Below are 21,304 nucleotides of genomic sequence, written 5' to 3'. Positions count from 1 at the left end.
CGGCGCCGTTCTGTCAATCGTCACCACCCCGACGGGCGTCGTGCGGCGATCAGAGCAGGCGGCGGTCCGAGGCCCACTTGGTCAGCTCGTGGCGGCTGGAGAGCTGCAGCTTGCGGAGCACCGAGGACATGTGGGTCTCCACCGTCTTCACCGAGATGTAGAGCTCCTTGGCCACCTCCTTGTAGGCGTAGCCGCGGGCGATGAGGCGCATCACTTCGCGCTCGCGCTCGGTGAGCCGGTCGAGGTCCTCGTCGACGGCCGCGACGTCGATCGAGCCGGCGAAGGCGTCGAGCACGAAGCCGGCCAGCCGGGGTGAGAACACCGCGTCGCCGCCCGCCACCCGGGTGATCGCGTCGACGAGCTCCGGACCGGTGATCGTCTTGGTGACGTAGCCGCGGGCGCCGCCGCGGATGGTGCCGATGACGTCCTCGGCCGCGTCCGAGACCGACAGCGCGAGGTAGCAGGTGTCGGGCGAGGGCTGGCGCCGCATCACCTCGACCCCGCCGCCGCCGGGCAGGTGCACGTCGAGAAGCACGACCTGCGGGCGGAGGTCGCGCACGACGGCGACCGCGGCGTCGGCGTCGGCGGCCTCGCCGACGACCTCGACGACCCCCGCGCCCGTCGCGGCCAGCTCGGCGCGGACGCCGGCGCGGAACATCGCGTGGTCGTCGACGAGGACGACGCGCACGGCTCCACCTGGGCTGGCCTGGTTCATCGGTTCTCCTCGTCTTGGGGGTGGGTCTGGGGGTGGTTCTGGGGGTGGGTATCGGTCTGGGCGTGCGCGCGGTCGCGCGGCATGTGCAGCCGCACCTCGGTGCCCTCGCCGGGGGCCGAGCGTACGTCCGCCCGCCCGCCGTGGCGCGACATCCGGTCGACGATGCTGCTGCGGACCCCGTGCCGGTCGCCGGCGACGCCGTCGACGTCGAAGCCGGTGCCGCGGTCGCGGACGAAGACGTCCACCGCGGACGGCGAGGTCTCGGCGTAGACGTCGGCGCGCTGGGTGCCGGCGTGCTTGGCGACGTTGACCACGGCCTCTCGGGCGGCGTGGACCACCGGCCGGAGCTCGTCGCCGAGGGGGCAGTCGCCGACGGTCACGACGTCCACGACGACGTTGTGCTGCGTCTCCACCTCGGCGGCCATCTCCTTGAGCGCGCCGGCGAGGGTGGTGGCGTCGGCGGTCTCCGCCTCGAACAGCCACTGGCGCAGGTCGCGCTCCTGCGAGCGCGCCAGCCGGGCGACCGCCGTCGAGTCGTGCGAGTTCTTCTGGATCAGCGCGAGCGTCTGGAGGACCGAGTCGTGCAGGTGCGCGGCCATGTCGGCCCGCTCCTGGGTCCGCACGCGCTCGGCCCGCTCGGCGCTGAGGTCGTCGATGAGCCGCATCGCCCAGGGACCGACGACGATCGCGAGCCCCAGCAGGCCCAGCAGCCCGGCCACCAGCACCGGCACGGCGAAGGTCGCCTGGCCGGCGGCGACGGCGAAGACGATGAGGGCGGTCACGATCAGCCCGAGCCCCGCACCGATGCGGCCGTAGGCGGCCCAGCCGCCGCTGCCGAAGATCGCCCGGAACGGGTCGATGCGACCGGAGGAGTCCATCCATCGCTCGCGCTGGGCCTCGTCGGCCTGCCGCCACAGCAGGCCGATGCCGGCGATGCCGAGCACGACCGGCCAGAACAGCACGCCCTGGCCGAAGATCTGCTCGACGCCGAGGACCACCCCGAAGAACAGCGCACCCAGCGCGATGGCCGGACCGGCGTCGCGCAGGCGCGAGCGGCGACCCGGGCGCTTGCCGGTGCGGGTGGCGCTCTCCAGCCCCGGCGCACTGTGCTCGAAGCGCTGGTCGGCGGGCAGGAACACCCACAGGCCGGCGTAGAGCATCAGGCCGAACCCGCCGAGGAAGGCGGTGGCCACGAAGAACCCCCGCACCCACAGCACGGGCAGGGCCAGGTGCTCGGCCAGGCCGGACGCGACACCGCCGGCGAGCGGCGCGGTCATGTCGCGGTAGGCACGGCGGGGAGCGCCGGGCCGGACGGGGTAGGTGTGGGTCATCGTGGCTCCATCGTCGCAGGCACGCGCGTGCGCGACCATGAGGATCGACCCGAGGACCGACCCCGAGCCGACCCTGAGTCGTCCCCGGGGGTGGCGCGCGGGATCGGGGCCGCGAATCAGGGCTGTCCCCGATGGTGCGACCCGCCCCCGCCGACGAGAGTTGAGCCATGGACGAAGCAAGCCCCACCACCGAGCACCCCACCCCGCCTCCCGGCGGGCCGGGCCGGCCCTCCGGTCCCCGCGTCAGCCGCGAGGAGATGAAGGACCTGGGCCGGCTGCGCCGCAGCGTCACCGACCGGCACATCGCCGGTGTCGCCGGCGGCCTCGCCCGGCACCTCGACGTCGACGCCGTCATCGTGCGGGTCGCCCTCGTCGTGGCGGTCTTCTTCGGCGGCGCGGGCCTGCTGGCCTACGTCGGCGCCTGGATCCTGGTGCCCGAGGAGGGCACCGACGACGAGCCGCTCGGCCTCGACCCGCGCAGCCGCACGCTCGCGCTCGGCGGCATCGGCGTGCTCGCCGTGCTGTGCGCCGTGGGCGACTGGGCCGGCGCGTTCTGGTTCCCCTGGCCGCTGGCGATCATCGCGGCGCTGGTCGTGTGGTTCCTGCACCGCAAGGACAAGGGCGGCTCGCGCAGCGGGTACGGCTACGCGGCACCGACCTACGCCACTCCCCCCGGTGCCACCGACGGCACCTCCGCCGATCCGTACGTCGATCCGTACGCCGACCCGTACGCCGACCCGTACGCCGACCCGTACTCAGCGGGGCCCGGCACCGAGCCGCAGTGGGAGCGGTACGCCCGCCCGCGCGGGCCCCGACAGTTCCGCAACCCGCGCCGGCGCGGACCCATCCTCTTCTTCTTCACCCTCGCCCTGGTCGCACTCGCCGAGGGGGTCCTCGGCGTGGTCGACCTGGCCGGGGCAGACGTCACCGACAGCGCCTACCCGGCGCTCGCCCTCGGCATCATCGCCGCGATGCTGCTGGTCGGCTCCTTCTGGGGCCGCGCGGGCGGCCTCATCGCCCTCGGCCTGGTGGCCGCCCTGGCCACGGCCGCGGCGACCATCGGCAGCACCGTCGAGGACGAGGACCGCCTCTACACCCCCGTCAGCGCCGCCGCGGTGCAGGACAGCTACGAGTTCGGCGGCGGCGAGCTCGTCCTGGACCTGTCCGACGTGTCCGACGTCGACGAGCTCGACGGACGCGACATCACCGTCGACGGCGTCGGCGGCCGCGTCGAGGTGATCGTGCCCGAGGGCGTGGACGTCGACGTGCGGGCTCAGGTCGTGGGCGGCGACGTCCGGGTCTTCGACCAGCGCCAGGACGGCTTCGACATCACCCTCGACGCCTTCCTCGACGGCGGCGACCAGGTGCCCGACATGTCCATCACCATCGACCTGCTCGGCGGCGAGATCATCGTCCGCGAAGCGGCCTGACGCAGAGGAACGAAGCAGTCATGAGCGAGAACAGCTACGACGCCGACATCTACGGCTACGACGAGCCGATGGTGGGTCCCCTCGACGCTCCCGAGAAGCCGTCCGGCCGGCACCCGGTCAACATCGCCCACCTCGTCATGGGCGTCGCCTTCGCCGGGATGGTGCTGGTCTGGGCGCTGGTCCAGGGCGACGTGGTCGACACCGGCGAGATGCGCTGGCTGATGCCGATCCCGTGGATCGCCGCCGGGGCCGCAGGCCTCGCCGCGACCGTGTGGCCCTCACGCAGGTGAGCGTCAGGCGCCGAGCGTACGCCGGTGCGAGCGCGGCGCGACGCTCTCGCGGAGCGCCGCGAGAGCGGCCTCCGGGTGGTCGGTGATCACGCCGTCGACACCCGCGGCGAGCAGCGCCCGGACCTCGGCGCCCATGTCGCCCGGAGCGTCGGGAGCCGTGCCCCGGCGCAGGTTGCTCGGCAGGAACCGGTTCTCGGCGCGCACGGTCCACACGTGCACGGTGAGCCCGTGGCGGTGCGCGTCGCGGACCAGGGACGACGGGGCGCCGATCGCACCACCGGCGTCGCACGGCAGCACCATCGACTTGTGCGGCCCGATGCCGTCGGCGTAGTCGTCGATCCACGCCAGGCCCTCGGGGGTGAGCAGGTCGCCGTAGGTGCGCGGGTCCCCCGCCGCCAGCAGGTCGGCGGGACGGCACGACGACGGCTCCACCAGCTGGATGATCGGCAGCCGCGTGCGCCCGGCCAGCCGGCGCAGGACCGTCGTCTCGAACGACATGATGCCCACCCGCGCCCACGGGTGGTCGAGGCCGTGGCGGGCCAGGTCGCGCAGCAGCGGGGTGTCCAGCGGCAGCCCGGCGAGGTCGTGGTGGGTGGCGTGCTTGAGCTCGAGCAGCACCCCGACCGTGCGGCCGCGGCGGGCCGACTCCGCGCCGACCATCGCCAGCACCTCGTTGAGCGTGGGCACGCCCTCCGCGCCGTCGTAGGCCGTGTTGCCCGGCCGGGTGAGCGGCATCCGCTCGCGGGCGGCCAGCGTCTTGAGCTGCGCCAGGGTCAGGTCCTGCACGAACCAGCCGTGCTGCACCTCGCCGTCGACGGAGAGGGTGCGGCGCAGGTGGGCCAGCTCGGGACGGTCGGCGACGTCGGTGGTGGCGCTGAGCTCGAGGTCGTGGCGGGCGACGAGGACGCCGTCGCGGGTGGCGACCAGGTCGAGCTCGATGTCGTCGACCCCCATGCGGATGGCGGTGCGGTAGGCCTCGAGGGTGTGCTCGGGCCGGTGCCCGCTCGCGCCCCGGTGGGCGACCACGGCCGGCGTGAGCACGAGCGACGCGGCCGACGACGGGGCCACCTCGACCGGCCGGTCGAGGGGCGCCTCGCGGGTCACCGTCATGGGCCCAGCGTGGGGGCCCCGTGCTGCCGAGCGATGACCCCGAGGTGAATGGCGCATGATGACCGCGTGACGCTCCCCTCCCTGGCCGCCCTCACCAGCCTGCCCGCCACCGACCGGCCCGACCTGCTGGCGGCACCCGTCGCGGCGGCGCTGGCGGCGTGGCCGGGGGCGGCGGAGGTCGCCGTCGTGGAGATCGACCCGGACCTCGCCGACACGGCCGCGATGAGCGAGGCGTACGACGTCGCGATGACCGCCAGCGGCAACTGCGTGGTCGTCGCCGGGGCGCGAGCGGGCGAGGAGCGGGTCGCCGCCTGCGTGGTCCGCGCCGACACCCGCGCGGACGTCAACACGCTGGTGCGCAAGCTGCTCGACGTGCGCAAGGCGTCGTTCCTGCCGATGGACCGGGCGGTCGCCGAGACCGGCATGGAGCACGGCGGGATCACGCCGGTGGGGCTGCCGGAGGGCTGGCGGGTGCTGGTGCACGAGGCGCTCCTCGACGAGCCCGTCGTCGTCCTCGGCAGCGGCGTGCGACGCTCCAAGCTGCTGCTGCCGGGTCGGCTGCTCGTCGACCTGCCGGGCGCCGAGGTGGTGCCCGACCTCGGTCGGTGAGCCCCACGGGGGTGGCCCCCCTCCGGGTGGTGCGCCGGGCATGGATCGAGGGGTGGCGGGTACGAACCGAGTTCCGCACCGACCCGTCCACCCCCGGAGGACCCATGTCCACGAACACCCTGTCCCGCTCGCTCCACGACGTCGGCCTGGCCGCCTGGTTCGGCGGCACGCTCGCCAACGCGACGGCCCTCAACCCCGCTGCCGCCGAGGCGGGCTCTCCCGGCCGCGTCGGGGCCGTGGCCAACGTCGGCTGGGACCGGTGGACCCCGGTCAACGCCGCGGCCATCGCTGCCCACGTCATCGGCAGCATCGGCATGCTCGGCAGCGACGCCGGTCGCGCGAAGGCCCAGAAGGGCGCCACCCGCACCGTGCTGATCAAGACCGGCCTCACCGCGGCCGCCCTCGGCGTCACCGCCTACAGCCGCGTCCTCGGCAAGCGGGTCTCGGCCGAGACCGCCGTGCCCGCCGAGTCGGGCACGGAGCCGGCCAGCACCACCCCCGCCGACGTCGCCGCCGCGCAGCGTCAGCTCAAGCTGCTCCAGTGGGCGGTCCCCGTCCTCACCGGCGCCCTGGTCGTCGTCAGCGCCCAGGCCGGCGAGGAGCAGCGCCCGTCCAACGTCCTCGAGGGCATCGCCGCCAGGATCACGGGCCTGCCCAGCTGACGTCTTCTCGACCCGAACCCTGATCGTGGAAGATCCGAGTCACCTGGTGGCTCGGATCTTCCGCGATCACGGTTCGGTGACAAGCCTCGTCAGTCCTTCTGGGGGATCCGCAGCCGCTGGCCGACGCGGATCGCGTCGGGGTCGGTGATCGCCGGGTTGGCCGCGACCACCTGCGCGACCGTCGTACGCGTGAAGTCGCGCAGCTTCCGCACGATCGAGGTCAGCGTGTCGCCGGTCTCCACGCGGTAGAGCAGCCAGCCGCGGAGGTCGGCGAACATCACGACCTCGACCTCGCGGGTGTGGAACCCCGGGCTGGGCCCCTCGTCGGGCAGGCCCGGGTTGTCGCCGAAGACCTGCACCGTCAGGCGGGTGCCGTCGCGCGGCGGACTCGCCACGGTGACCCGTGCCGAGAAGGCGCCGACGCCGGCCATCCCGCCCTCCGACTGTGCGGACTCCTCGGCCAGCACCCGGCCACGGGGATCGAGCACCCGGATGCCGATGGTGCCCTCGAACCCGTTGCCGACGCCGGCGACGAGGAACGTGCGTGCGACGAGGTCGTGCCGGGCGGGCTGGCGCACCCGTACGTCAGTGATGAGGCCCATGCCCGAGTATCGACCTTGCCATCGTGACAGTTCCACTGTCACGATTGCGGCATGCGCCTCGCGACCCTGCTGATGTACGACGGCAACCCCCGCACCGCGGCCGACCGGGTGGTCGCGCTGGAGAAGGCCGGCCTCGACAGCGTGTGGGTCGCGGAGGCCTACGGCTTCGACTCCCCCACGCTCATGGGCTACCTCGCGGCGAAGACCGAGACGGTGCAGATCGGCTCCGGGATCCTCAACATCTACTCGCGCACGCCCGGCGCCCTGCTCCAGACGGCGGCCGGGCTCGACAACGTCAGCGGCGGGCGCGCGATCCTCGGCATCGGGGTCAGCGGACCGCAGGTGATCGAGGGCTTCCACGGGGTGCCCTACCGCCGGCCGATGGCCCGCACGGCCGAGGTCGTCGAGATCATCCGCAGCGGCCTCCGGCGTGAGCCGCTCACCGCCGACGGCGAGTTCCACCTGCCGCTGACCAAGGACGACGGCGCCGTCACCGGGCTCGGCAAGCCGCTCAAGCTGCTGACGCGGCCGGAGCGCGACACCATCCCCATCTGGATCGCCGCCCTCGGGCCCAGGAACGTCGAGCAGACCGCGCAGATCGCCGACGGCTGGATCCCCCACCTCTTCCACCCCGAGAAGTCGCACCTCGTCTGGGGCGACGCGCTCGCCGCAGGCAACGCCGAGCGGCAGGAGGGCCTCGCCCCGCTGCGGGTGATGGCGGGCGGGATGGTCGCCATCGGCGAGGGCCCGGACACCAAGGCGCTGCTCGACCTCGCGCGACCGATCTTCGCCCTCTACGTCGGCGGCATGGGCGCCAAGGGCAAGAACTTCTACAACGACGTCGCCCGCGCCTACGGCTACGAGCAGGAGGCCGAGGAGATCCAGGACCTCTATCTCTCGGGCAAGAAGAAGGAGGCCGAGGCGCTGGTCCCGGCCGAGTGGCTCGAGGCGGCGAACCTCGTGGGCCCGGAGTCCTACGTCAAGGAGCGCATCGCCGCGTTCGGCGAGGCGGGCGTCACCGACCTCAACATCACGCCGGTCTCCGACGACCCCGCGGCCACGGTCGCCCGGGTCAAGGAATGGGTGTCCTGACCCGTGCGCTCACCAGCGCCGGTCCAGCAGACCCGCCGCCCCACGCTGCTGCTCACCGAGCTCGGCGTCGAGCACCAGCAGGGCGCCGGTGAGCGCCGGCGTGGCCCACTGCAGCCACGACAGTCTGCGCCGCGCGTGCTCGGCGGCGCGCAGGTCGCGCGGGTGGCCGTCCTCGCCCTCGGCGCGTCCGAGGCGCTCGCCGTGGACGTACGAGGCAGCCGTGGAGGCGACCGCCGCGCCGGTGAGCAGCGCCTTGGCGACGGTGGTGACGGTCGTCGTCGCGTGTCCGGCGACCCGGTTGCGGTTGTCGGCGGTGATCGCGATGCCGCTCAGCAGGTGCAGCGCGATCGCCGCCCCCTGCACCGGTCCCCAGCGCTCCCACCCGGTGCCGGAGACCTCGACCTGCTCGCGCCGGGTGTCGGGCTCGCGCGCGGCCGGGTTGAGGCCCACCGCACCGAAGAGCGAGCCACCGAACCAGGCGGCGTTGGTGACGAGGTGCGTTGCGCGTATCGACGTGCTCACCAGACCCATCCCGCCACCGTAGGTGCGGCCCCGCCGCACCACCTCACCCCGCGGGACCACCCCGCCGACAGGAGTCGTCGCCATGCCTGAGCGCCCCAGCATCCTCGAGCAGGAGCACGAGGACTTCCGCGCCGTCGCGCGCGCCTTCTTCGACAAGGAGGTGGTGCCGTTCCACGCGCAGTGGGAGCGTGACGGCATCGTCGACCGCGAGGTGTGGCGCCGCGCCGGTGAGCGCGGGCTGCTGTGCTTCGACGTGGACGAGGCCCACGGCGGACCGGGGATACGCGACTTCCGCTACAACATGGTGCTCGCCGAGGAGTCCGCCCGCGCCGGCGCCTCCGGCCCCGGCTTCGCCGTGCACACCGACATCATCGTCCCCTACCTCTCCTCGCTGGGCACCGAGGAGCAGAAGCGGCGGTGGCTGCCCGGCTGCGTCTCCGGCGACCTCGTGACCGCCATCGCGATGACCGAGCCGGGTGCGGGCTCGGACCTGCAGGGCATCCGTACGACCGGCGTCGACGCCGGCGACCACTACGTCCTCAACGGCTCGAAGACGTTCATCTCCAACGGCATCCTGGCCGACCTGGTGGTCGTCGTGTGCCGCACCGACCCCGACGCCGGGCACCAGGGCATCTCGCTGCTCGTCGTCGAGCGGGGCATGGACGGCTTCGAGCGCGGCCGCAACCTCGCCAAGATGGGCCTGCACGCCCAGGACACCGCCGAGCTGTCGTTCACCGACGTACGCGTGCCGAAGGAGAACCTGCTCGGCGCCGAGGGGTCCGGCTTCGTCGCGCTGATGGAGAACCTGCCGCAGGAGCGCATCTCGATCGGGTGCATCGCGGTGGCCGCCATCGAGCACGTCCTCGACCTGTGCCTGGCCTACGCCCGGGAGCGGGAGGCCTTCGGCAAGCCGATCGGGTCGTTCCAGCACAACCGGTTCGTGCTCGCCGAGATGGCCACCGAGGCCCACATCGCCCGGGTCTTCATCAACGACTGCGTGCTGCGCCTCAACGCCGGCGAGGTCGACACCTCCCTCGCCTCGATGGCGAAGTGGTGGACCACCGAGCTGCAGAAGCGGGTCGTGGACGCGGGCGTGCAGCTGCACGGCGGCTACGGCTACATGGACGAGTACCCGATCTCCAAGTCCTACACCGACTCGCGGATCCAGACGATCTACGGCGGCACCACGGAGATCCAGAAGGAGATCATCGGGCGCATGCTGGGGCTGTGACGTCGAGCGAGGGCTAGGTTGGGCCCCATGGACCTCTTCGAGATGGACGAGACCCGGACGATGACCCGCGAGGAGGCCGCGACCAGGCTGCGCGCCCTCGCCGACTCCCTCGCCAAGCACAACTCGGTGGAGTTCCTGCGCGACGGTGGTCGCATCACGGTCTCCGTGCCCGAGCAGGTGAACCTCAAGGTGGAGGTGGAGCTCGGCGAGTCCAACGAGGTGGAGATCGAGCTCACCTGGTAGCCGCGAGCACCTCGGTCAGCCGCGCCGCGAACTCCTGCGGCTTGCCGGTCTGACCGAGCTCCCCGCCCAGGAAGCCGTTGTGGCCGCCGGGGAACACCACCGGCTCCTGCCCGAGCGCTGCCGCCAGCGCGTACGCCGACCGGCCGGCGACCTCGCCGTCGGTGGGTCCGCCCGACTCCTCCCCCACCGCCACGACGACCCGCGTCGGTGCGCGGCGCACCGCCTCGAGGTCCGGCACGCGGGTGACGCCCTCGCCGCGCATGTTGGCCATCAACGGGTCGTTGCGCGAGCCGTCGTCGTCGGTCGGCAGGCCGAACATCGCGGGGTCCGGGGCCGGCTCGTCGCCGGTCACCTCGCCCCGATGCACCACCAGCCCGATGAACCGGGCCATGGCCGGACCGAGGCCGGAGGCGTCGTAGGTGGCGACCATGTCGGCGCACACCCGCGCGATCGCGTCCGCGTCGGGCAGCAGCGCGGTCATCGGCGGCTCGTGCGCCACCAGGACGCGTACGTCGTCGGGGTGGGCGGCGACGAGGTGCAGGAAGTTGACGGCCGCCCCGGACGAGGCGAGGACGTCGACGGGGCCAGCACCGAGGGTCCGGACGAGGGCGTGCAGGTCCTCGGCGTGCTCCTCGGGCGTGACGGCGGCGGTGTCGTCCTCGCGCGTGCTCCGGCCGGTGTTGCGCGGGTCGGTCAGCACGAGCACCCGATCGGTGCCGAGCGCGGCGGCGAGGCTGCCGAACCCGGTGCTGTCCATGGGTGACCCGGCCAGCACGAGCGGCGGCGCGTCGGGCGTGGCCGTGGCCAGGTCGCCGAGCACGGAGAAGGCGAGCACGGCGCCGGGCACGGCCACCGTGCCGGGCGTCCAGGGTGCGGTCATGGGGCCATCATCGAGCGGTCGTCGACGGCTCGCAACCACGTCCCGGCCCCGCATGGGCCGGGTCGAGCGGGGGTACCCCCACCCTCCGCGGACAGGACCGGCCGGCGGCCGGGTGGGGAGGAACAGGCGTTGGCGACACGGTCGGCCCGCGTGCGGGAGGCAGCAGCGCACCACTTCGGCCACGAGTCCCTGCTGCCGGGGCAGGAGGAGGCGGTCAGCGCGCTGCTCGACGGGCACGACGTCCTGCTGGTGGCGCCGACGGGTGCCGGGAAGTCGCTGACCTACCAGCTCGCCGGGCTGCTGCTCGGTGGGTGCACCGTCGTGGTCTCCCCGCTCCTCGCGCTGCAGCAGGACCAGGTCGACGGGCTGACCGAGGCCGGCATCGGCGCCGCCCGGCTCAGCTCCGCGGAGTCCGCGGGGGACCGCGAGGAGGCGCTGCGCGCCGCCCGCGCGGGTGACGTGCGGTTCCTGCTGCTCTCACCCGAGCAGCTGGCCAACCCGGACGTCCTCGCCGAGGTCGCCTCCCTCGAGCCGACGCTCGTCGCGGTCGACGAGGCCCACTGCGTCTCCTCCTGGGGCCACGACTTCCGACCGGACTACCTGCGTCTCGGTGAGCTCGTCGAGCGGCTCGGGTCGCCGCGGGTGGTCGCGATGACCGCGACGGCGGCACTCCCGACGCAGGAGGACATCGTCGAGCAGCTCCGCCTGCGCCGGCACTTCGTCGTGGTCACCGGCTTCGAGCGGGACAACATCGCGCTGACCGTGGAGCGGTTCGCCGACGGCCACGAGCAGCGGGACCGCGTCCTCGAGCTCGTCGACGAGCTGTCCGCGGAGCTGGTCGGTCCGGGCGGCGGGAGCGGCATCGTCTACTGCCGGACCCGCAAGGGGGCCGAGATGTACGCCGACGCGCTGCGCGAGCGCGGACACCGCGCGGCGGCGTACCACGCGGGGCTCCCCCAGCGGCGCCGCGCCGAGGTGCACGAGGCGTTCATGGACGACGGTCCCGACGGCGGACTGGACCTCGTCGCCGCGACGTCCGCCTTCGGCATGGGCATCGACAAGCCCGACATCCGCTTCGTCGTCCACGCCGACGTGCCCGAGTCGCCGGACACCTACTACCAGGAGGTGGGCCGCGCCGGTCGTGACCGCGAGCCGGCGCGGGCGGTCCTCGCCTACCGCCCCGAGGACCTCTCGCTGGGGCGGTTCTTCGCCACGCCCGTGCCGAAGCCGGCCGACGTCCGCGCCGTCGTCGCCGCCCTGGAGGCCGCCGGCAGCGACGACCCGCGGGAGGTGAGCCAGCACGTCGACTTCGGGCCGCGCAAGACGGGCCGGCTCGTGAACCTGGTGGGCCTGGCGCGCGCGTCCGGCGACCTGCCCGATGACGCCCCGGTGGGCAGGCTCGTCGAGGCCGTGGTGGCCCGGGCCGAGGCGCAGCGCAGGCTCGAGGCGTCGCGCGTGGAGATGATGCGGGCCTACGCCGAGACCGACCGCTGTCGCAGCGCCTTCCTGCTCGGCTACTTCGGCGCCGACACCCGCACCCGGTGCGGCGCCTGCGACAACTGCGTCGCGGGCACCGCCCCCGACGAGGAGCCGGACGCCGACCAGCCGTACGCCGTGCAGAGCACGGTCCGGCACGTGGAGTTCGGGCCCGGGACCGTGACCGACGTCGAGGAGGACCGGCTCACGGTGCTCTTCGAAGAGGTGGGCTACCGGACGCTCGCCCTCGAGGTGGTCGAGGACCGCGGCCTGCTCGAGGAGGCGTAGGGCCTTCCCGGGCCGCGCTCCGCGGGCCACACTGTCCCGGTGACCGAGACCGGGGTGGGGCAGAGCCTGGGCGTCCGCTTCGCGCAGGCCGTCGCCGACCGGGACGAAGCAGCGCTGCGGGCGCTCCTCGCCGACGACGTCGACTTCAAGGGCCTGACACCGGGCCGCCTGTGGGAGGGCGCCGGACCGGACGCCGTCGTCGAGGCGGTCTTCGGCTCCTGGTTCGAGGAGTCCGACCACGTCGACCGTGTCGTCGAGGTCACCGAGGGCGACGAGGTCGCCGACACCTCACGCGTCGGCTACCGCTTCGACCTGACCAACCCGTCGGGCGCCTACGTCGCGGAGCAGCAGGCCTACTACCGCGGCGCGGAGCGGATCGAGCACCTGCGGATCATGTGCTCAGGCTTCCGGCCGCGCTGAGGAGGGCTCCAGCCGGTCCACCAGCTCGCGCGCCAGCGCGACACCCGAGAGCCAGGCGGCCTCGACCCGGGGCTTTGCGCCCCACCCGTCACCGCACACCCCCACCAGTCCGGCGGGCCCGCCGACGAGGGCGTACGGGTCCTCCCGCTCGCCGACCGGCCGGGCGAAGGTCCAGCGGTGCGCGTAGGTGTCCGCCGGCTCCGGCAGTCCCAGCAGGCGGCGCACGGACCCGACCATGGCCGGGACCGCCGAGGCGGGGTCCTCGAGGTGTCGGCCGGCGAGGTCGGAGGTCGAGTGGAGGACCAGGACGGGGGCGTCGTCGCCGCGGCGCCGACCGTCGTCCGCCACCCAGCCGAGCGCCGGGTCGCCGTTGACGAAGGCGCCGTCGAAGCGACCGCTCGGGCTCACGTCGTCCCAGGTCCGCTCGGGCCAGCGAGCGGCCACGGCGATGACGGGCTCCCAGTCGCGGTCGAGGCTCGCCGCAAGGGGGTGATCCCTCACGAGGCGACGGGCCTGCGGGTCCGGCATGGCGAGGACGACCGCGGCCGCGTCGAGATCGGCCACGTCCTCGACCGGCCGACTCTCGACCTCGAGCCCGGCGGCGAGGTCCTCGACCAGCGACCGCAGCCCGCGGGGTGCGCCCAACCGGGCGGGACCGCTCGAGACCCGCACCTCACCGTCCTCGAGGACGCAGAACGTCTCGGTCCACGGTGTGGCGAGGCCGCGCCGGGACCAGTCGTCGACCGCGTCCTCGAAACCGCCGTCGGAGACGGTGAAGTAGGAGGCGCCGAGATCGACCGGCCGGTCCCACAGGCGGCGCGAGGCCATCCGACCGCCGGGGCGGTGGCCGCGGTCCACCACGCTCACGCCGACACCCGCCCTGCGCAGCTCGCACGCGCACGCCACTCCGGCCAGGCCCGCACCCACCACCACCACGTCCGCTGACATGGGCCGACCCTAGCCAAGCAGGACCCACCGACAGTCGGACGAGCGCCGGAGCGAGCCCTCCTCACCTCGAGGCCGAGCTGGAGCGCACCCGGTCGGCGGTCGCGTCGCTGCGCCGGCTGCTGCGACCGGACCCCGCGCCGGTGCACGTCGAGCTGCGCTCGGTGCCGGCCACCACGGTGGCGGCGATCGAGGGCGAGGTGGGTCGCGACGACCTCCTGACCTGGTACGCCGGGGCGATGGCCGAGCTCGACGCGGTGCTCGACGAGCCGACGGGCCCGCCGGGAGGGCTGTACGACAACGCGCTCTTCGAGGTCGACCGCGGGCACGCGCTCGTCCACCGCCCTCCGGAGCGGCCGCCGCGCCGCGGTCGCGTGCACCCGGTCACGCTGCCTGCCGTGGGGCTGGCCGTGGCCACCCACGTCGGGGCGCACGACGACCTCGAGGTGACCTACGGCGAGGTCGGCGCCTGGGTGGTCGCCAACGCGCTCGCGGTCGCCGGCCCGGTGCGCGAGACGTACGTCGTCGGGCCGCGGGACACCGCCGACCCGGCCGCCTGGCGCACCGAGATCGGGTGGCCGGTCTTCCGGGTCGCCCCGGCATGAGCCACGACCCGCCGCGCGGCGGGCGTCAGTCCCCGCCGCGCTTCTCGTGCAGCCGCTGCTGCGCCTCCGCGAGGTAGGCCAGGCACGGCGCATCCTCGCCGGGGTGCTTCTCGACGAGGTGGAACGACCAGCGGTCCATGGCAGCGAGGTAGCCGTTGTCGCCACCGGCGCGGTGCGTCGACCACGCCCGGTCGCCGCGTGCCGTGCAGGACGTGCAGCTGATCCGGTAGAGGAACTGCTGCTCGCCGTCGAGGTCGATCCTCACCCGGGCGAGCGGTCCGGCCTCCCGCGCGGCCTTGCGCTCGCGCGCCGAACGGCTCGCCACCATGTCGTTCCTCCGCCCTGGGCGCGGAGACCCTCCGCGACCGTCCGCGGCAACCCTAGGTCAGGCGCCGGCTCCCGGTCCGGGTGCGTAGCGCGCCAGGAACGTGTCCACGGCGCTCACCGCGACGGCGGCGAGGTCGGCGGGATCCACCTCCGTGGCACCAGCCTGCAGGGTCCGGGCGTTGAGGTGCTCGCCCACCGCCAGCCAGGTGATCTGGTGGGCGGCCGTCGCGGGATCGTCGATCGAGAGGGCACCGCGCCGGTCCAGCTCGCGCAGGGCCTCGGCGAGGTCCGCGATGTTGGCGTCCCAGCTGTCCGCGACGTAGCCCGCTGCCACCTCGGGGAACCGCAGCGACTCCGCGGCGACGAGGCGGCGCATGCGGACGACGTCGGGGGCGAGGACGCCGGCCTGCACCGTGCGCGCCAGCGCGAGCAGCCCGGCCCGCACGTCGTCGGCGGCGAGCAGCGCGTCGAGCGCCGGTCGCATCGCTCCCCTGCCCCGGGCGGCCCAGTCCCGCACCACCGCGGAGTAGAGCTCGTCCTTGGACGCGTGCTCGCGGTAGAGCGAGGACTTGGAGATCCTGGCCCGGGCGGCGACCTCGCTCACGGTGGCGCCGTCGAGGCCGCGCTCGAGCATCACCGCGCGCGCGACGGACAGGAGGTCGTCGCCCTGGCTGCCCGAGGGGCGACCTCGACGTCGCGTGCTGGCCTCCACCGTCACCCCCTTTCAGTACTTGACGGTACCCGACATTGGGCGTACGTTTTCAGTACCGCATGGTACTCGCCCGGGAGGCACGACATGACTGCACTCGGCATCGCCCTCGCCGCCGTCGCCGGACTCGTCATCGGCGGGGTCGTCTACGCGCTCGTCCCGATGCCGGACCTCGAGCCGGTCCCGGCGCCGGCCCGCACGGGAGGGCTCACCGCGGTGGTCGAGCTCGCCCGCAGCGCCGCCGTGGCCGCCATGCTCGCCGGCGTGATGGCGTTCGGCGACCTGGCCGGCGCCGGCGACGGCGCGCTGCTCGGCCTGCTGCTGGTCGTGGTGCCGCTCGTCCTCCTGGCCGGGTCCGTGTTCCACGAAGGCGCCAGCACCCGGAGGGCGACCGTCCACGCCGCCGACTGGCTCCTCAAGCTCGTCGCCCTCGGCGCGATCGTCGGCGCCTTCCGCTGAGACCACCACCCACTGTCAGGAGCCCCGCATGTCCGCGAGCACCGCAGGACCGATCGACATCACGTTCACCGCCACCCTCGGGAAGGTGCGCCCGGGCGACACCTGGACCTGCGTCCAGCTGCCGGGGTCGGCCGAAGCCTTCGGCACCCGCGGCCTGGTCAAGGTGGCCGGGACGGTCGACGGCGAGCCGTTCCGCGGCGCGTTCATGGCCCTCGGCGACGGCACCCACAAGCTCCCCGTCGCCCGGAAGGTCCGCGACCGCATCGGGAAGGACGACGGCGACGAGGTCACGGTCCACCTGACCGAGCGCCTGTCCTGAGCGGCTGTCCCGAGCGCCTACGCTGCCCCGGTGGCGGTGAACCGATCCCGACAGGCCCGGGCCGCGCGTCGACGGCAGCGGCGGATGTCGGCGGTCGAGCACGACCTGACCGAGACCGAGTGGTCCGCCCTGCTGGAGGCGTGGGCTGGCTGCGCCTACTGCGGTGCGACCGGGCAGCCCCTGCAGAAGGACTGCGTCCTGCCGCTGTCCCGCGGCGGGCGCTACACGCTGCCCAACATCGCCCCGGCGTGCCGCTCCTGCAATGCCAGCAAGTGCAACGACGAGGTGACGGGCTGGCTGCGCCGCAAGCGGCTCGACGAGCGCGCCTTCCTGGTGCGCCACGCCGAGGTGCAGGCCCAGCTGCAGGCCCAGCTGCGGGCCGAGGTCAGAGCGGAGTGTCCTCCGGCACCACCCGCAGCACGCTGACCGTCCCCGCCTCCCGGCCCAGCACGACCTTCACCCCGTCGAGCCGCTCGAGGGCGGCGCGGACGTCGTCCTCGTCGAGGCGGGTGTCGACCGCGATGTCGGCGTCGCGGACCGGCACCGTGGTCGCCGGCCACTCCTCGGACGGGACCTCGAAGGGGTCGAAGTCGGTCTGCGCCGCCGACCACAGCTGGAGCGCGGACTCGGCGACCATGTCGTCGATGGTGTTCTCGGCCATGGCTCGACCGTACGCGGCGGCTCGCAGTTGACTGGACCCATGTCCACCCGACTCCTCCTGATCGCCGACACCCACCTGCCGAAGCGTGCCCGCGACCTTCCCGCCGAGGTGTGGCGCGCCGTCGAGGAGGCGGACGTGGTGGTCCACGCCGGCGACTGGGTCGACGTACACCTGCTGGACGAGCTCGAGGAGCGGTCCCGGCGCCTGGTCGGGGTGCACGGCAACAACGACCACGGCGCGCTGCGCGAGCGGCTGCCGGAGGTGGCGCGGGTCGAGATCGAGGGGATCCGGTTCGCGGTCGTCCACGAGACGGGGCAGGCGACAGGGCGCGAGGAGCGGATGAGCGCGCAGTACGCCGACACGGACGTGCTCGTCTTCGGCCACAGCCACATCCCGTGGGACACCACGAGCGCGACGGGGCTGCGGCTGCTCAACCCGGGCTCACCCACCGACCGGCGCCGGCAGCCGCACTGCACCTACCTGACGGCGACGGCACGCGACGGCGAGCTGCACGACGTCACGCTGCACCGGCTCCCGACACGGGCGTAGGCGCCCACGACCGGTCGGCCAGCGACCGCGCGCCGGAGCGCGCGAGGAGCCAGCCGGCCACGACCAGGGCGGCCCCGAACGCCAGGAACCCCAGGTCCCACGACAGCGGCCCGCCGAGGTCGTCGCGCACGTGGTGGACGCCGAGCAGCTGGTGGTCGACGAGGCCCTCGACGAGGTTGAACGCGCCCCAGCCGGCCAGCACGCCGCCGAGGTGGAACCGCCAGCTCGGCGGCAGCCGGCCCTGGCGCCACTGGGCCAGCGTGACGATCGAGGCGCCCAGCACCACGAACCACGAGAAGAGGTGGAAGAAGCCGTCGGCCAGCGTGTTGACCTCGAGGCCCGCGACCGTGGTCACCGGGTGGTCGGCGGTCGCGCTCACCATGTGGTGCCACTGGAGGATCTGGTGCAGCACGATCCCGTCCACGAACCCGCCCAGCCCGATGCCGTACATGAGGCCTGCCGCGGCCGACGGGGGCTCCCCGACGTGTGTCGTCATGGCGCCCCGGTACCCAGCGGGCCCGGGCCTACCGGGCCGGACCGGTCAGGGCGTGGGCCCGCCGTCGCGGTGCGACGGGCAGTCCGGGTTGGTGCACTCCCGTACGTCGACCGGGTCGTCGCCGGCACCCACCACGCCGTCGTCCGGACCTGCCGGTCGCCCGGCGTCGTCGCCGGCCGTGCCGGGGTGGGCGAGCAGGCGGACCTCGGAGCCGCAGACGGAGCACGCGTCGTAGTCGGAGTACACGGCTCGACCCTAGCCAGCCCGGCGGGCCGGGCACCATGATGTGACCCCCGCCACACCCGTGGCGCGGACCCCGTGCCTCGAGGAGGACCCATGGCCCACGAGATCCCCGCCGACGTCGCGGCGGCCCGGGCGGAGTACGAGGCCCGCATCCTCGGCCTCCACGTGCCGGCCACCGTCCGGCAGGCGGCCGAGCGGTTCGGCGACCAACCGGCCTTCTCGGACCGGTTCGACGTGCCGGAGGGCGAGACGTGGTCCACCATCAGCTGGGCCGAGACGTGGGAGCAGACCCAGCGGGTCGCCGCGGCACTCGTCAGCCTGGGCGTGGCGACCGGCGAGCCCGTGGCGATCATGGCGGCCAACCGCACCGCCCACACGCTCGCCGACTACGGCGCGATGACGGCCGCGGCGGTGCCGATGTCGATCTACAACACCTTGGCGCAGGACCAGGTCGTCTTCATCGCCGGCGAGTCGCGGCCCGTGGTGGTCGTCCTCGAGGACCACGACCGCTACCAGCGCTGGGAGCGTGCGCTCGCCGAGGTCGACTCGGTCCGCCACGTGGTGATGCTGTCGGACGCCGAACGTGTCGACGACCCGCGCGTGATGACCTGGGCCGACTTCCTGGCGCACGGCGACGACACCAGCGGCGTCGAGGAGCGGATGGAGCGCATCACCCCCGACCTCCCGGCGACCTACCTCTACACCTCCGGGACCACCGGCAACCCCAAGGGCGTCGTGCTGACGCACCACAACGTCATGTACGAGGCGGTCTCGACGCTGGACCACGCCGGGCTCGCCGGTCCGCAGCGCGGGATCAGCTATCTCCCCCTCGCCCACATCGCCGAGCGGGTGCTGGCGACGTACGCTCCCCCGTTCCTCGGCAGCCACGTGCACGCCATCCCCGACCCGGCCGGGCTGCTCGGGGCGCTCGGCGAGGTGCACCCCACCGCGTTCTTCGGGGTCCCGCGCGTGTGGGAGAAGATCAAGACCGGCATCTCGGCCAAGCTCGCCGAGGACCCCGACCCGGCCAACCAGAAGATGGTCACCGACGCGATGGCCGCCGGGCTCGCCTGGACCCAGGCCCACGAGTACGGCAACGAGCTCACGCCCGAGGTCGAGACCGCCTACAAGGAGGCCGACGAGGCGATCCTCGCCTTCCTGCGCCTGCTCCTGGGGCTCGACCAGGTGCAGTGGGCGGCCAGCGCCGCCGCGCCGATGCCGCTCGAGGTGGCGAAGTTCATGGGCGGCCTCGGCCTGCACGTCTACGACGTCTACGGCATGACCGAGACGACGGGCGCCTTCACCTCCAACGGACCCGGTGCCTTCAAGCTCGGGACGGTCGGCCGGCCCAACCCCGGCATCGAGGTGCGGCTGGCCGACGACGGCGAGATCCTGTGCCGCGGCCCGGTGAACACCCCCGGCTACCACCTGCAGGAGGCGGCCACCCGCAACCTCGTCGACGAGGACGGCTGGATCCACACCGGCGACATCGGCACCGTCGACGAGGACGGCTTCTACTCGGTCGTGGACCGCAAGAAGGAGCTCATCATCACCTCGGCGGGCAAGAACATCGCGCCCTCCAACATCGAGAACTACCTGAAGGAGTCGCCCGTCGTCGGTCACGCGATGGCCCTGGGCGACGACCGGTCCTACGTCGTCGCGATCCTCACCCTCGACGGTGAGATCGCTCCCCTGGTGGCCGCCAAGATGGGCGTCGAGTTCACCGACCTGGCGGACCTGTCCACCAAGCCGGAGATCCGCGCGATGGCGCAGGCGGCCGTCGACAAGGCCAACGAGCGGCTCTCCCGCCCCGAGCAGGTCAAGGCGTGGGAGCTGCTGCCCGACGAGTGGACCGCCGAGTCCGAGGAGCTCACCCCGACGCTCAAGCTCAAGCGCCGCATCGTGAAGACGAAGTACGCCGACGTGGTGGAGGGCCTCTACTCATGAGGACCGTGCTCCGCGGTGCCGCCCTCGCGACGACGCTCGCGCTGGCGGCGGGGCTCGCACCCGGGTCGGCGGGCTCGACCCAGGACGCCCCGCGCACCGTGCTCGACGTCCGCGACCTCGAGCAGGGAGCCGCCCCGGCGATCGCCTGGAGCGAGCGCCGCGCCGGCAGGACCGTGGTGCACGGTGCCGGCGGCACGACCACACCGGTGCCCGACGGGGTCACCGAGATCGCCCCGATGGGCTCGGGCCACGTCGTGCAGACGGCGGGCGAGCGCCCCACGACCACCCGCTGGTACGCCGCGGACGGCACCCCGGGACGACGCGCGTGGCGCACCGGCGACGGGCTCGCCGTGTCGGCGCGGGGCGGGGCCGTCGCGTTCTCGGGCAGCCGCGGACGGGTCTGGTCGATCGACGAGGAGGGCGACCGGGTGCTCTCCTTCAACCCCGTCCCGGTCACCGGCAAGGGCCGCGCGGTGGCGCTGCGCGGCGAGGACTGCAAGGAGGACGGGTCGAGCACCGGCTGCACGGTCTACGTCAACGGCGTGGCCCGCGGCTTTTACACCTCCTCCCACGGCATCGTCGACCGTCCCCCGCACCTGCGCCACGTCTCGACCGGCCGCGGGCCGTGGCTCGGCGGCATCACCTCGGTCAGCGACACCGGGTCGTGCAGCGCGATGCTGCGCGACTGGAGGGTGCGCTGGCGCACCTGCGACAACCGGTTCTCGGACGTGAGCCCGGACAACCGCCACGTCCTCGGCCTGCCGGCGTACGGCGACGGGTTCGGCCCGACGACCCTCGACCTGCTCGCGACGAGGGACGGCTCGGTCGTCCGGTCCTTCACAGCGGACCGCGGAGGACGCTCGGCGGTCTACTTCGACGAGGTGTGGGAGGACCGCACGCACGTGCTCGTGGTGACGTTCCAGGCCGGGAGGTGGGCCGTGGTGCGCCTCGGCGTGGACGGCTCGATGGAGTACGCCGTCGCACCCCGCCGCGCGCCGGACCTGGCCCCGCCGTTCCAGCTCCAGACGAGGTGACCCGGTCCGTGGCGGACGAGTGACCGGGTCCGTGCCGGACGAGTGACCCTGTCTAGACCTCAGGGTTTTTACCGATGCGGGCGACCCGGCGGGGCTGCTCCACTGGACG

General features: G+C 73.7%; 28 protein-coding genes. 16 read left to right on the top strand and 12 right to left on the bottom strand.

Annotated elements, in window-relative coordinates:
* Positions 1–49: 49 nt before the first annotated feature.
* Both SHK17_RS04735 and SHK17_RS04730 read right to left on the bottom strand, forming a co-directional pair.
* Positions 50–715 (bottom strand): LuxR C-terminal-related transcriptional regulator, encoded by a 666-nt coding sequence (locus tag SHK17_RS04735; protein WP_172270163.1) that lies wholly within the window; start codon positions 713–715, stop codon positions 50–52.
* A complete protein-coding gene (locus tag SHK17_RS04730) occupies positions 712–2,046 on the bottom strand; it encodes a PspC domain-containing protein (RefSeq protein ID WP_322921233.1) in 1,335 nt (444 codons plus the stop codon). The genes SHK17_RS04735 and SHK17_RS04730 overlap by 4 nt, the downstream gene beginning before the upstream one ends.
* Before the next feature lie 167 nt (positions 2,047–2,213).
* Between SHK17_RS04730 and SHK17_RS04725 the strand changes: the two genes are divergently transcribed.
* Both SHK17_RS04725 and SHK17_RS04720 read left to right on the top strand, forming a co-directional pair.
* Entirely contained in the window at positions 2,214–3,476 is a 1,263-nt protein-coding gene (locus SHK17_RS04725; protein WP_322921231.1) for a PspC domain-containing protein, read from the top strand.
* A 20-nt stretch (positions 3,477–3,496) separates the two neighbouring features.
* A complete protein-coding gene (locus tag SHK17_RS04720) occupies positions 3,497–3,766 on the top strand; it encodes a hypothetical protein (RefSeq protein ID WP_172270157.1) in 270 nt (89 codons plus the stop codon).
* Between the two features lie 3 nt (positions 3,767–3,769).
* Here the strand turns inward: SHK17_RS04720 and SHK17_RS04715 are convergent, their stop codons facing one another.
* The gene (locus SHK17_RS04715) at positions 3,770–4,876 is read right to left on the bottom strand and encodes a glycerophosphodiester phosphodiesterase family protein (RefSeq protein WP_322921230.1); all 1,107 of its coding nucleotides are present in this window, start codon (positions 4,874–4,876) and stop codon (positions 3,770–3,772) included.
* A 66-nt stretch (positions 4,877–4,942) separates the two neighbouring features.
* On the opposite strand from SHK17_RS04715, the gene SHK17_RS04710 reads away from it, so the two are divergent.
* Together SHK17_RS04710 and SHK17_RS04705 are read left to right on the top strand one after the other, a co-directional pair.
* Positions 4,943–5,485 (top strand): YbaK/EbsC family protein, encoded by a 543-nt coding sequence (locus SHK17_RS04710; protein ID WP_322921228.1) that lies wholly within the window; start codon positions 4,943–4,945, stop codon positions 5,483–5,485.
* A 104-nt stretch (positions 5,486–5,589) separates the two neighbouring features.
* Complete coding sequence (locus SHK17_RS04705) at positions 5,590–6,147, top strand: hypothetical protein (RefSeq protein ID WP_322425790.1); 558 nt, start codon at positions 5,590–5,592, stop codon at positions 6,145–6,147.
* Positions 6,148–6,236: 89 nt separating this feature from the next.
* On the opposite strand, the gene SHK17_RS04700 is transcribed toward SHK17_RS04705, so the two are convergent.
* Positions 6,237–6,749, bottom strand: coding sequence for a Gmad2 immunoglobulin-like domain-containing protein (locus SHK17_RS04700; RefSeq protein WP_322921226.1), 513 nt, complete (start codon positions 6,747–6,749; stop codon positions 6,237–6,239).
* Positions 6,750–6,800: 51 nt separating this feature from the next.
* Between SHK17_RS04700 and SHK17_RS04695 the strand changes: the two genes are divergently transcribed.
* Positions 6,801–7,841, top strand: coding sequence for an LLM class F420-dependent oxidoreductase (locus tag SHK17_RS04695; RefSeq protein ID WP_322921225.1), 1,041 nt, complete (start codon positions 6,801–6,803; stop codon positions 7,839–7,841).
* Positions 7,842–7,850: 9 nt separating this feature from the next.
* Here SHK17_RS04695 and SHK17_RS04690 read toward each other — a convergent pair whose 3' ends face one another.
* Positions 7,851–8,363, bottom strand: coding sequence for a hypothetical protein (locus SHK17_RS04690; RefSeq protein WP_322921224.1), 513 nt, complete (start codon positions 8,361–8,363; stop codon positions 7,851–7,853).
* An 82-nt stretch (positions 8,364–8,445) separates the two neighbouring features.
* Here SHK17_RS04690 and SHK17_RS04685 point away from each other — a divergent pair, with 82 nt between their 5' ends.
* Together SHK17_RS04685 and SHK17_RS04680 are read left to right on the top strand one after the other, a co-directional pair.
* Positions 8,446–9,594 carry an acyl-CoA dehydrogenase family protein gene (locus tag SHK17_RS04685; RefSeq protein WP_322921223.1) on the top strand — a complete coding sequence of 383 codons (1,149 nt, stop codon included), beginning with the start codon at positions 8,446–8,448 and terminating at the stop codon, positions 9,592–9,594.
* Between the two features lie 27 nt (positions 9,595–9,621).
* Positions 9,622–9,837, top strand: coding sequence for an amphi-Trp domain-containing protein (locus SHK17_RS04680; RefSeq protein ID WP_172270141.1), 216 nt, complete (start codon positions 9,622–9,624; stop codon positions 9,835–9,837).
* On the opposite strand, the gene SHK17_RS04675 is transcribed toward SHK17_RS04680, so the two are convergent.
* Positions 9,827–10,717, bottom strand: coding sequence for an alpha/beta fold hydrolase (locus SHK17_RS04675; RefSeq protein ID WP_322921222.1), 891 nt, complete (start codon positions 10,715–10,717; stop codon positions 9,827–9,829). The genes SHK17_RS04680 and SHK17_RS04675 overlap by 11 nt on opposite strands.
* 129 nt (positions 10,718–10,846) lie before the next feature.
* Here SHK17_RS04675 and SHK17_RS04670 point away from each other — a divergent pair, with 129 nt between their 5' ends.
* Both SHK17_RS04670 and SHK17_RS04665 read left to right on the top strand, forming a co-directional pair.
* A complete protein-coding gene (locus SHK17_RS04670; RefSeq protein WP_322921221.1) occupies positions 10,847–12,481 on the top strand; it encodes a RecQ family ATP-dependent DNA helicase in 1,635 nt (544 codons plus the stop codon).
* 39 nt (positions 12,482–12,520) lie between these two features.
* Entirely contained in the window at positions 12,521–12,901 is a 381-nt protein-coding gene (locus SHK17_RS04665; RefSeq protein ID WP_172270135.1) for a nuclear transport factor 2 family protein, read from the top strand.
* On the opposite strand, the gene SHK17_RS04660 is transcribed toward SHK17_RS04665, so the two are convergent.
* Entirely contained in the window at positions 12,881–13,849 is a 969-nt protein-coding gene (locus tag SHK17_RS04660; protein WP_322921220.1) for an NAD(P)/FAD-dependent oxidoreductase, read from the bottom strand. The genes SHK17_RS04665 and SHK17_RS04660 overlap by 21 nt on opposite strands.
* Before the next feature lie 140 nt (positions 13,850–13,989).
* On the opposite strand from SHK17_RS04660, the gene SHK17_RS04655 reads away from it, so the two are divergent.
* Entirely contained in the window at positions 13,990–14,451 is a 462-nt protein-coding gene (locus SHK17_RS04655) for a GyrI-like domain-containing protein (RefSeq protein WP_322921219.1), read from the top strand.
* Between the two features lie 25 nt (positions 14,452–14,476).
* On the opposite strand, the gene SHK17_RS04650 is transcribed toward SHK17_RS04655, so the two are convergent.
* Together SHK17_RS04650 and SHK17_RS04645 are read right to left on the bottom strand one after the other, a co-directional pair.
* Complete coding sequence (locus SHK17_RS04650) at positions 14,477–14,779, bottom strand: hypothetical protein (RefSeq protein WP_172270131.1); 303 nt, start codon at positions 14,777–14,779, stop codon at positions 14,477–14,479.
* Positions 14,780–14,836: 57 nt separating this feature from the next.
* Positions 14,837–15,490, bottom strand: a complete 654-nt coding sequence (locus SHK17_RS04645) for a TetR/AcrR family transcriptional regulator (protein ID WP_322921218.1) — start codon at positions 15,488–15,490, stop codon at positions 14,837–14,839.
* Positions 15,491–15,574: 84 nt separating this feature from the next.
* Here SHK17_RS04645 and SHK17_RS04640 point away from each other — a divergent pair, with 84 nt between their 5' ends.
* From SHK17_RS04640 to SHK17_RS04630, 3 genes are read left to right on the top strand one after another with little or no spacing between them, the layout of a single operon-like run.
* Entirely contained in the window at positions 15,575–15,946 is a 372-nt protein-coding gene (locus SHK17_RS04640; RefSeq protein ID WP_172270127.1) for a DUF1761 family protein, read from the top strand.
* Positions 15,947–15,974: 28 nt separating this feature from the next.
* Positions 15,975–16,265, top strand: a complete 291-nt coding sequence (locus SHK17_RS04635; RefSeq protein ID WP_322425782.1) for a DUF1905 domain-containing protein — start codon at positions 15,975–15,977, stop codon at positions 16,263–16,265.
* 30 nt (positions 16,266–16,295) lie between these two features.
* Positions 16,296–16,691 carry an HNH endonuclease gene (locus tag SHK17_RS04630; protein WP_322921216.1) on the top strand — a complete coding sequence of 132 codons (396 nt, stop codon included), beginning with the start codon at positions 16,296–16,298 and terminating at the stop codon, positions 16,689–16,691.
* On the opposite strand, the gene SHK17_RS04625 is transcribed toward SHK17_RS04630, so the two are convergent.
* Complete coding sequence (locus SHK17_RS04625) at positions 16,651–16,926, bottom strand: hypothetical protein (RefSeq protein WP_322425780.1); 276 nt, start codon at positions 16,924–16,926, stop codon at positions 16,651–16,653. The genes SHK17_RS04630 and SHK17_RS04625 overlap by 41 nt on opposite strands.
* Before the next feature lie 39 nt (positions 16,927–16,965).
* Between SHK17_RS04625 and SHK17_RS04620 the strand changes: the two genes are divergently transcribed.
* Positions 16,966–17,475: a metallophosphoesterase family protein gene (locus tag SHK17_RS04620; protein ID WP_322921215.1), complete on the top strand. Its 510-nt coding sequence runs from the start codon at positions 16,966–16,968 to the stop codon at positions 17,473–17,475.
* Here SHK17_RS04620 and SHK17_RS04615 read toward each other — a convergent pair.
* Both SHK17_RS04615 and SHK17_RS04610 read right to left on the bottom strand, forming a co-directional pair.
* The gene (locus tag SHK17_RS04615) at positions 17,444–17,971 is read right to left on the bottom strand and encodes a DUF2243 domain-containing protein (RefSeq protein WP_322921214.1); all 528 of its coding nucleotides are present in this window, start codon (positions 17,969–17,971) and stop codon (positions 17,444–17,446) included. The genes SHK17_RS04620 and SHK17_RS04615 overlap by 32 nt on opposite strands.
* A gap of 45 nt (positions 17,972–18,016) precedes the next feature.
* The gene (locus SHK17_RS04610) at positions 18,017–18,217 is read right to left on the bottom strand and encodes a hypothetical protein (RefSeq protein ID WP_172270115.1); all 201 of its coding nucleotides are present in this window, start codon (positions 18,215–18,217) and stop codon (positions 18,017–18,019) included.
* 90 nt (positions 18,218–18,307) lie between these two features.
* Between SHK17_RS04610 and SHK17_RS04605 the strand changes: the two genes are divergently transcribed.
* Both SHK17_RS04605 and SHK17_RS04600 read left to right on the top strand, forming a co-directional pair.
* Positions 18,308–20,161, top strand: a complete 1,854-nt coding sequence (locus tag SHK17_RS04605) for an AMP-dependent synthetase/ligase (RefSeq protein ID WP_322921213.1) — start codon at positions 18,308–18,310, stop codon at positions 20,159–20,161.
* Positions 20,158–21,195: a hypothetical protein gene (locus SHK17_RS04600; RefSeq protein WP_322921212.1), complete on the top strand. Its 1,038-nt coding sequence runs from the start codon at positions 20,158–20,160 to the stop codon at positions 21,193–21,195. Before SHK17_RS04605 ends, SHK17_RS04600 begins: the two co-directional genes overlap by 4 nt.
* Positions 21,196–21,304 lie beyond the last annotated feature (109 nt).

This window comes from Nocardioides renjunii (assembly GCF_034661175.1).
GTDB classification, from domain to species: Bacteria; Actinomycetota; Actinomycetes; order Propionibacteriales; family Nocardioidaceae; genus Nocardioides; species Nocardioides renjunii.
The sequence above is the reverse complement of the archived record's forward strand: the minus strand, read 5'-3'. Positions and strand labels throughout refer to the sequence as shown.